Genomic DNA, 3,233 nt, shown 5'->3' with positions numbered 1-3,233 from the left:
GGCATGCACATCAACGACAGCGACCGCCGCCCCTTCCCGGCGTTGAGCAGTGACCCGCAATCGGTCCGCACCCGGGTCGAGGCACTCGAACGGGCGATGGAAAATCTGATCCGCGTTCCGGGCCTGAACCGCGGCGTCGGGCTCGACGTATTGCTCGATTTCGTCCCCGTTGTCGGCCCGACTGCAGCGGCCGTGCTCGGCGCGTATCTGGCGTGGGAAGCGCGCAACCTCGGCATGCCCAAATCGGCGGTGGCGCGGATGGCGGGCAATATCGGGGTCGACTGGCTGCTCGGGATGATCCCGTTTATCGGCGCGGTGCCCGATTTCTTCTTCCGATCGAACACCCGCAACCTGCGCATCATCAAACGCCACCTCGACAAGCATCACCCGGGGACGGGGACGGTGAACGTGAACGCGCGACGCTAAGCCGCTTTCCTGTGCAAAGCCGATTGCGATGCGCTATGCCGTGCCAATTGGTTAGTGAGGTATGATGCGGTTTCGAGCGACGATATTGATTGCTGCAATGGCGCTACCTGCCCCCGCGCTGGCTGCCGATGCACCGCGCGCCGCGATTGGCGATGCCCATCGGCTGAGCCCGGTCGAAATTCAAAAGATTCTCGACGAAGCAGCGGCGCGGCGCGACGGTGCTGGCGTGTCCGAACCGCGCCGGGTCGAAGGCGAACTGGGCGTTGCAATCGGTACTGGCGGCTATCGCGAAGTGTTTGGCACGGCTGTCGTTCCGCTCGGCCAGACCGGCACCGCGATCCTGCAGTTCGATACGGTCGATAGCAATCGGGGACGCAGGCGGCGCTAAGCGACTAGTCGCCGCTTAGTTTGGGTCGTCCGACATCGCCCTGCCCGACCGTATGCCCAGCCATGTCGAGCATCCGCTGCAGCGGCACCCGCGCGGCGTCCATCAAGGTGGTGCTCATCGCGATCTGCGGCTTCAAATCGCGCAGCGCGACGTAGAGTTTCTCGAGCGTATTGAGCGCCATGTACGGGCACATGTTGCAGTTGCAATTGCCGTCGCCGCCGGGCGTGCCGATGAACGTCTTGTGCGGCGCGGCTTTTTCCATCTGGTGGATGATGTGCGGCTCGGTCGCGACCAGGATCACTTGCGCCGGGCTCTCGACCGCAAACTTGAGGATAGCGCTGGTCGATCCGACCATGTCGGCATGGTCGATGATGTGCGGCGGGCATTCGGGGTGCGCCGCGACCGGGGCGCCGGGATATTGCGCCTTCAATTTGAGCAACTCGGTTTCCGAAAAAGCCTGGTGGACGATGCAGATCCCCGGCCACAGCAGCATTTCGCGATCGAACCGCCGCGCGAGATACCCGCCCAGATGCCGGTCGGGGCCGAAGATGATCTTCTGGTCCTTGGGGATCTGGCTGAGGATTGCTTCGGCCGATGAGGAGGTGACGATGATGTCGCTGAGCGCTTTCACCTCCGCCGAGCAATTGATGTAGGTCAACGCGATATGGTCGGGATGCGCCTCGCGGAAAGCCTTGAACTGGTCGGGCGGGCAGCTGTCTTCCAAGCTGCAGCCGGCGTCCATGTCGGGCAGGATGACGATCTTCTCGGGGCTTAGGATCTTCGCGGTTTCGGCCATGAAGCGCACCCCGCAAAAGGCGATGACGTCGGCATCGGTCGCCGCCGCCTTGCGCGACAGATCGAGGCTGTCACCGACGAAATCGGCGAGGTCCTGAATCTCGGGCTTCTGGTAATAATGGGCCAGGATGACCGCGTTGCGCTCCTGCTTCAAGCGCGCAATTTCGGCGAGCAGGTCGAGACCTTTGAGGCTGGTGGGTTGGGCAGTCACGGCAATTCTCCGACTTAATTCTTGGCCTGTTTTTGCGCCAGCACTTCGGCGATCGACGGGCCGACATCCCATTGCTCGTTCGACCGCACCGCGTCAAAGGGGAAGGCAACCTCGACCGTCACATCGCCAAGCCCCGCGACCGAGAGCGGCGTCTTGAGCAGGTTCGCCACCGCCTTGCGGGCATTGGCGCGCGCCGCGTTGAGATGCTCGGGCTTCTGCGCTTCGGCCGAGGCGGCGCGGGTGGCGAGCAGCGCCGCGCGGCGGTTGAGATTGTCGAACGCTTCGCGGGTGATGAACATACCGTCGGTGGCGAGCGTCTTGCGCCTGGTCTCGTCGATATTCGGCGCGGTGGCGGCGACGTCAGGGATGGTTACCCGGAGCACCCGCTTGTCGGCATCCCAGCGATAATCCTTGGTGTCGAGCTGGCTGAGGTCGAGCTGGTAGGCCACCGAATAAGGCAAGGTCGCCTTCTGCGCCGAGCGGAGGAAGCGGAACAGGCCGGGATCGACCGTGGTTACATCGAGCGCGCCATCGACCCGCCCGACCTCGAGCTTGTCGCGCGCCTGGAAGGTCACCGACAGCACGCGGGCAAGGCCGAGGCTGGTCTGATATTCGTCCTGCTGCGCCTTGTGCCGCTGCCACCCGAACCAGCCGAGCAACAGCAACAGAGCGACCGCGAGGCCGATCAGCAATTTGCGGTCATCGCGTTTGATCAACGGGGGATCGTCCATGTCTCTCCGTTCGATACAACCAGCCCGCGCCGTTCAAGGTCCATCAAATGCGCCCACACCGATCCGCCAGCCGCGGGGATCAGGCGCGGGTCGAGCCCGGGGTAAGCGCTGGCGACGATGTCGGGGATGAAATGCTTGCCCTCCCCAACCAGTCGGACAATCTGCTTCTCGCGCTGCATGCGGTGGCCGATCAGCCCGCGCAAAAATTGCTGCGGGTTGGTCACCGGCGCGCCGTGCGCGGGGTAAAAGACGCGATCGTCGCGTTGGCGCAGCTTGTCGAGGCTGGCCATGAACAACCCCATGTCGCCATCGGGCGGGACCACCACGGTGGTCGACCAGCCCATCACGTGGTCGCCCGTGAAGAGCGCGCCATTGTAGGAGTAGCACAGGTGGTTCGAGGTGTGACCGGGGGTGGCGATGGCGGTCAGCGTCTCGCCGCCGCCGAAGGTGATTGCCTCGGCGTCGGTCAACACTCGGTCGGGCATATAGTTACCGTCGAAACTCGCATCGGCACGCGGGCCGACCGTTTCCAGCGCCAGCGCCGCGCAACCGATGATGGGGGCGCCGGTCGCCTCCTTGAGCAGGCGCGCGGCGGGGCTGTGGTCGCGGTGGGTATGGGTGCAGGCGATCGCCGCAATCCGCCGGCTCCCCGCAGCGGCGACAATCACCGCAACATGCTCGG

General features: G+C 64.5%; 5 protein-coding genes. 2 read left to right on the top strand and 3 right to left on the bottom strand.

What is annotated here, in order from left to right:
• Nucleotides 1-3: 3 nt before the first annotated feature.
• The gene (locus RMN73_RS01770) at nucleotides 4-426 is read left to right on the top strand and encodes a DUF4112 domain-containing protein (protein WP_309601602.1); all 423 of its coding nucleotides are present in this window, start codon (nucleotides 4-6) and stop codon (nucleotides 424-426) included.
• 61 nt (nucleotides 427-487) lie between these two features.
• Complete coding sequence (locus tag RMN73_RS01765) at nucleotides 488-814, top strand: hypothetical protein (RefSeq protein ID WP_309601601.1); 327 nt, start codon at nucleotides 488-490, stop codon at nucleotides 812-814.
• Between the two features lie 4 nt (nucleotides 815-818).
• Here RMN73_RS01765 and nadA read toward each other — a convergent pair whose 3' ends face one another.
• The 3 genes from nadA to RMN73_RS01750 all read right to left on the bottom strand — a co-directional run.
• Nucleotides 819-1,820 carry a quinolinate synthase NadA gene (gene nadA / locus RMN73_RS01760; RefSeq protein ID WP_309601600.1) on the bottom strand — a complete coding sequence of 334 codons (1,002 nt, stop codon included), beginning with the start codon at nucleotides 1,818-1,820 and terminating at the stop codon, nucleotides 819-821.
• A 14-nt stretch (nucleotides 1,821-1,834) separates the two neighbouring features.
• Nucleotides 1,835-2,551: a DUF4230 domain-containing protein gene (locus tag RMN73_RS01755; RefSeq protein WP_309601599.1), complete on the bottom strand. Its 717-nt coding sequence runs from the start codon at nucleotides 2,549-2,551 to the stop codon at nucleotides 1,835-1,837.
• Nucleotides 2,533-3,233: MBL fold metallo-hydrolase (locus RMN73_RS01750; RefSeq protein ID WP_309601598.1), on the bottom strand; the 701-nt coding region annotated here is incomplete at its 5' end. The genes RMN73_RS01755 and RMN73_RS01750, both read right to left, overlap by 19 nt.

Source organism: Sphingomonas sp., from assembly GCF_031372575.1.
GTDB lineage: Bacteria > Pseudomonadota > Alphaproteobacteria > Sphingomonadales > Sphingomonadaceae > Sphingomicrobium.
The sequence above is the reverse complement of the archived record's forward strand: the minus strand, read 5'-3'. Positions and strand labels throughout refer to the sequence as shown.